The sequence below is a fragment of the Actinoalloteichus spitiensis RMV-1378 genome (assembly GCF_000239155.1).
Classification (GTDB): Bacteria; Actinomycetota; Actinomycetes; order Mycobacteriales; family Pseudonocardiaceae; genus Actinoalloteichus_B; species Actinoalloteichus_B spitiensis.
Map to the genome: position 1 here is coordinate 1 of NZ_AGVX02000268.1, position 5890 is coordinate 5890.

3 protein-coding genes are annotated in these 5890 nt (G+C 74.0%); all 3 read left to right on the forward strand.

Annotation, left to right across the window (positions count from 1 at the left end; translation table 11 throughout):
* Positions 1 to 494: 494 nt before the first annotated feature.
* The 3 genes from ACTIDRAF_RS28650 (at position 495) to ggt (ending at position 5713) form a co-directional block, all read left to right on the forward strand.
* The gene (locus tag ACTIDRAF_RS28650) at positions 495 to 1472 is read left to right on the forward strand and encodes a pectate lyase family protein (RefSeq protein WP_211215336.1); all 978 of its coding nucleotides are present in this window, start codon (positions 495 to 497) and stop codon (positions 1470 to 1472) included.
* A gap of 469 nt (positions 1473 to 1941) precedes the next feature.
* On the forward strand, positions 1942 to 3393 hold the full coding sequence (locus ACTIDRAF_RS28655; protein ID WP_016699162.1) for a glycoside hydrolase family 28 protein: 1452 nt from the start codon (positions 1942 to 1944) through the stop codon (positions 3391 to 3393).
* A gap of 508 nt (positions 3394 to 3901) precedes the next feature.
* A complete protein-coding gene (ggt, locus tag ACTIDRAF_RS0212935; RefSeq protein WP_016699163.1) occupies positions 3902 to 5713 on the forward strand; it encodes a gamma-glutamyltransferase in 1812 nt (603 codons plus the stop codon).
* The last annotated feature ends 177 nt before the right edge of the window (positions 5714 to 5890 follow it).

A 5890-nucleotide genomic window follows, 5' to 3' on the forward strand; every position in this document is an offset into this window, starting at 1 on the left:
GGGGGCGGGGTGCGTGCGGGCGGGACGGTGGTGACGCGGGGCGGCCACGGTGCGGCCCAGTCTGGCCGAGTCGGCGTCCCGGTGGGTGCGCGATGACCAGCCGTCCCTCGTTCGGCGGTAGGTCCCCGGCCCCGGGGCCGGTTCGCCCGGCCGGACGGCCAACCTCCGGGCTCCCCGCCCCAGCCGATCGGGGGCGCCCGGGAGGGCGGTGCGGCGTTCTCGTGCGCTTCCTGGCCGCCGCCGGCCATTCGAGCCCGTTCGATCTGCCCTGGGCGGTGGGGCGTTATCGAAAGCGGGTCTGTTCGCTCACCCGGAGGACACCGGTTCGTTGATCCTCCGCCACCCCGTTGCTACGTTCCGTTTCCCCGCAGCCCGGTAGTGGGGCTCGGGTCCGCTTCTCCGGCGCTCCGGCGTGCCCTCGCCGCCCGGCGCCGCCCTCCCTCCCCACCCCCACGGTCACGGACCGCTCCCTGACCACGACGAGAGGTTTCCTGATGAGAACGCACGAGATCCGACCGAGACCCGGTCGTCCACCCCTGCCCCGGCGGCGCTGGCGGCGCGCCCTGACCGCGTTCGCCGCCGTCCTGGCCACGGCGGGCGGAACGCTGGCGGTGACCCAGTCGGCGGCGCTCGCGCAGGACAGCGCCCCGGTCGGGTGGGCCTCGCAGAACGGTGGCACCACCGGAGGCGCCGGTGGCCGGACGGTCACCGTCACCAACGCCTCCCAGCTCGCCAGCAACCTGAACTCCTCGGAACGCCTGATCATCCGGGTGCAGGGGATGATCCAGGTCAACGGCATGCAGCGGGTGGCGTCGAACAAGTCGATCCTGGGGGTCGGGTCCAACTCCGGTATCCGGGGCGGGGGCCTGACGATCAACGGTCAGCGCAACATCATCATCCGGAACCTGGTGTTCACCGGGTCCAACGACGACGCGATCAACATCCAGGACGGCTCCACGAACATCTGGATCGACCACAACGACCTGTCGAACGCCTACGACGGCCTGATCGACATCCGCCGTGGTTCGGACTTCGTCACCGTCTCCTGGAACCGGTTGCACAACCACGACAAGACCTCGTTGGTCGGCTCCTCGGACAACGACGGGGGGATGGACCGGGGCAGGCTGCGCGTCACCTACCACCACAACCTCTTCGAGGGCACCAACCAGCGCAACCCGCGCGTGCGGTTCGGTAACCCGGTGCACGTGCTGAACAACTACTTCCGCAATGTCGGCAGCTACGGTGTCTCCTCGAACATCGAGGCGGGCGTCTACGTGGAGCGCAACTACTTCGAGAACGTGCGCCGGCCGGTGCTGGCCTCCTCCGGCACCACCTCCCCTCCCGGGAACACCCTGTTGCTGAACAACTGGCTGGACAACCGGGAACTCCGGAGGCCAGGAACGGGGCGCAGGTGCGGCCGATCCCCTACGGCTACACGCCCATCGCCGCCGAGCGGGTCCCGGGCGTGGTGACCGCCGGGGCCGGCGTCGGCAAGATAGGTCTCTGACCGGGCGTTCCCGTTCCCCCTTCGCAGCCGCGCGCGTCGGACCAGGTCCGGCGCGCGCCGCGCGTTCGGGGGGACCGTCAATCCACCGATGGCGGGAAAGTGGGAAATCCTTCGACCTATTGACCGAAAACTGACGGCGGATATATTGGCAAGTGGTATATCGAGGAAAGTTTTCGCCTAGCTGATGGGTCGGCTGGCGGTGGCCCGGTAAGCGCGGTCCGGGCGGTTCGCCTCCCCTTCACGCACGCCACGGGGCCGAGCCCCGCCTTCGGTGTTCGCGGAGAACGGGGTGGCCGCCGCGGGGCCGTCCGTCGGAGCCGGGGGTCGCCCACCGGCCCGCTCCCACCGCCGCGCGGCCCCCGACCGGTCCGGCGGCGTCCTGCCCGCGCCCGGTGACCGACTCCGGCCGAGGGCCGGCCCCGAGGAGGCTTCCCATGACGTCCGTCGACAGTCGACGTGGACCGGACCGGCGTGCCGGTCGTTCCCGCGCCACCACCCGCGGCGAGGACACCGCCGGCCGTCCGCTGGTCGCGGTCCCGGTCGGGCCGTGGGGCAGGGCGGACCGGCTCCGGGACCGGGTGCGCCCACCGAGGTTCCCCAACCGGTTCCTCGACGTCACCGAGTTCGGCGCGGTCGGGGACGGTGAACGTGACTGCACGGCGGCGTTCCGCGCCGCCATCCGGCTGTGCGCGCAGGCGGGCGGCGGACACGTGGTGGTGCCGGCCGGACGGTTCCTGACCGGGCCGATCCACCTGCTCAGCAACGTGAACCTGCACGTGTCCGACGAGGCCGTGCTGGCGTTCAGCCGCGACCCGGCCGCCTACCTGCCCGCCGTGCGGGGCCGTTGGGGCGGTCTCGACTTGGTGGGCCCCTCACCGCTGGTGTACGCGCACCGGCAGCGCAACATCGGCCTCAGCGGGGGCGGCGTCCTCGACGGCGGAGCCGACGAGCGGCACTGGTGGCCGTGGACGGGGCTACCCGAACACGGGTGGCGCCCCGGGGACCCCTCGGAGTCCGCCGCCAGGGAACGGCTGCGTTCCCTGGCCGAACGCGGCGTTCGCGTCAGCGAGCGTCTCTTCGGCGCGTCCGACGCGCTGCGGCCCCAGTTCATCCAGCCCTACCGGTGCCGCAACGTGGTCATCGACGGGATCACCGTGCTCAACCCGCCGATGGCGGCGGTGAACCCGGTGTCCTGTGAGAACGTGCTCGTGCAGCACGTGACGGTCCGCGCGACCGGCCCTGACGGGGTGGGCTGCGCCGTCGAGTCCAGCCGACGGGTCCGGGTGCGCGGCTGCGACCTCGACGCCTCGGAGCGGGCGCTGGCGGTGCTCGGCGGGCAGGGCGAGGACGGGCGGCACCCGGACGTTCCGAGCTCCGAGGTCCTCGTCGAGGGCTGCGCGCTGCGCGGCGCACGGGAGGCGGCGGTGGTGGGCGCGGGAGCCCAGCAGGTGTTCCTGTCGGGGCTGCGGGTGAGCGGCTCCCGGACCGACACCGCCCTGCGGGTGCGCGGCGGTTCCCGGGCCGGGCGCACGGTCGGGGAGGTCCACGTCCGGGACCTGGACGTGGACACCGTCGACGGAACCGTGGTGCGGGTCGTGGCCGACGAGGGCGGCACCGGCTGGAGCCGGGGCGCTCGACCGGCCGTCGTCGGCGTGGGTGTCGACGGCCTCACCGTCGAACGGGCCCGCCGGTGGCTGGAGCTCCGGGGGCGGTCGGACGCCCCGGTGCGCAGGGTGGTGCTGCGGGACATCGACGCCCGGCGGGTGGATGAGCCGGCGGTGGTCGCGGACGCCGAGGACCTGCACTGGGAGGAGGTCCGGGAGAACGGTGTGCCGGTGGCGGGCGCAGCCCCGCCGTGCCCGGTCCCCGGCCCCCGACGGGCGTGAGCCGTTGACGCCTGGGGGACCGGGCGGCGTGGTCGCGTTCGCGCCGGGTCAGCGTCCTCCTCCTCGGTCGGCGCACCTCGGGTCGGCGGCACCAGTGCGCGGTGCCCGGGGCGGCTGAGCGGGGCTCGCGCTGGCGCACCGGCGGACCAGTGGGAGCGAGGGGACGGATCCCACCCCGCCTCACCGGAACCGTGCCGGGTGGGCCTGCGGAGGGCGGTAGCGGCGAGGAAACCCGACACCGGGGAGGGCGTAGCTCGGCGAGGCGCGGCACCCCCGCCCGAGGTCCACCAGCCGCGCGACAACCCCGCGCCCAGGACTCGCCCACCGCGCCGCCGATCACGCGACGAAGCGCGCCGCCGTCTCACTCCTCGGGGTGAAGCCGGTGATCCGTCGGCTGACGGGTGCGGGTTGGGACACGAGCTGTGACCATGAGGGGTCCACGGGTGCCGGTGGTCCGATCCGGACATCCCCGACCGGCGTGGCCGGTCGGTTCCAGGGAGGTGGGCGCATGCGTCGAAGCTTCCGGACGGTCACGCTGGGGGCCACCGCCGTGGCCCTCGCGGCGGTGGCGGTGGTCCCGGCGGCCGGTGAACCCGAGGTCGGGGCGCGCGCCGCCGTACCGCCCTCGAAGCAACCGGAGGCCCTCGGGCACGGCGGGGCGGTCGCCTCCGCCGACGAGTACGCCACCGGGATCGGGCTGGCCGTCCTGCGGCGGGGCGGCAACGCCGTCGACGCCGCCGTCGCCACCGCCGCCGCCCTCGGGGTCACCGAGCCCTACTCGAACGGGATCGGCGGCGGCGGCTTCCTCGTGCACTACGAGGCCGCGACCGGCGAAGTGCACACCGTCGACGGCCGGGAGACCGCGCCCGCCTCCGCCACCGAGGACCTGTTCCTGGAGGACGGGCGGCCCATCCCCTTCGACGAGGCCGTCACCAGTGGCCTCTCCGTCGGGGTACCCGGCACCCCCCTGACCTGGCAGCGGGCCCTGGACCGCTGGGGAAGCCGCGACCTGGCCCAACTGCTGCGACCCGCCGAGGTCCTGGCCAGGCGCGGGTTCGTCGTCGACGAGAACTTCCACCGCCAGACCGCCGCCAACCAGGAGAGGTTCGCGGCGTTCCCCGCCACCCGGGAGTTGTTCCTGCCCGAGGGGCGGCCGCCGGCGGTCGGCAGCGTGCTGCGCAACCCGGACCTCGCCGAGACCTACCGGATCCTCGGAACCCACGGGGTCGAGGCGTTCTACCGGGGGGAGATCGCCGAGGACATCGTGGCCACGGTGCGCGAACCCGAGGTGGACCCCGGGTCCGACCGCGTCGTCCGGCCCGGCGGGATCACCACCGACGACCTCGCCGCCTACACCGCACCCGACCGGCCCTCGACCAGGCTGGACTACCGGGGGTACGAGGTGTTCGGCATGGCCCCGCCCGGCTCCGGTGGCACGACCGTGGGGGAGGCGCTGAACATCCTGGAGACCGTCGACCTCGCCGGGATGGACGAGGAGTCCTACCTGCACTGGCTGCTGGAGTCCTCTCGGGTCGCCTTCGCCGACCGCAACCGCTGGGTGGGTGACCCCGACTTCTCCGACGTTCCCACCGAGGAGCTGCTGTCCGACGCCTTCGCCGCCGACCGGGCGTGCCTGATCTCCCCGGACCAGGCCCTGACCAGCCCGGTGCCCGCCGGTGACCCCCGGGCCAGCACGCAGTGCGGGACGGACGGGGGCCGGGTGGAACCGGGCCGGGAGGGCATGAGCACCACGCACCTGACGACCGCCGACCGGTGGGGCAACGTCGTCTCCTACACGCTCACCATCGAGCAGACCGGCGGCAACGGGATGGTCGTGCCCGGCCGGGGTTTCCTGCTCAACAACGAGCTGACCGACTTCTCCTTCACCCCGGTGGCACCGGGCGAGCCGGACCCCAACCTGCCCGGCCCGGGGAAGCGGCCCCGGTCGTCGATGGCCCCCACGATCGTGCTCCACGACGGGAAGCCCCTGCTGGCCACCGGTTCCCCGGGCGGGACCACGATCATCACCACGGTGTTGGGCATCCTCACCCAGCGCCTCGACCGGGGGGCCTCGCTGCTGGAGGCCGTCGCCGCCCCCCGCGCCAGCCAGCGCGACACCGCCACCACTCTCGCCGAGACCGCCTTCGTGGCACTGCCCGCCGTGGACGGCCTCCTCGCCCGGGGACACCGCTTCGACACCACCGGCGGCATCGGCATGGCCAGCGGTGTCGAGTTCCTCCCCGACGGGCGGCTCGTCGCCGTCGCCGAGCCCAGCCGGCAGGGGGGCGGCGCGGCGGCGGTCGTCCAGCCCTCGCCGTGAGCCCGCCGGGACACCAGGCCGCCAGGTCGACGGACCGGCCGCAGCGGCCCGGTGAGTTCGTCCCGCAGGGGCGGGAGCGGGTGGACGTGGGAACGCGGTCGGCGCGGGAAACGAGGAAACCGCCGTGCGGATGGCGCTGTCACCGGCGTGCCCCTGCCCGGCGCGGCGAACCCGTCG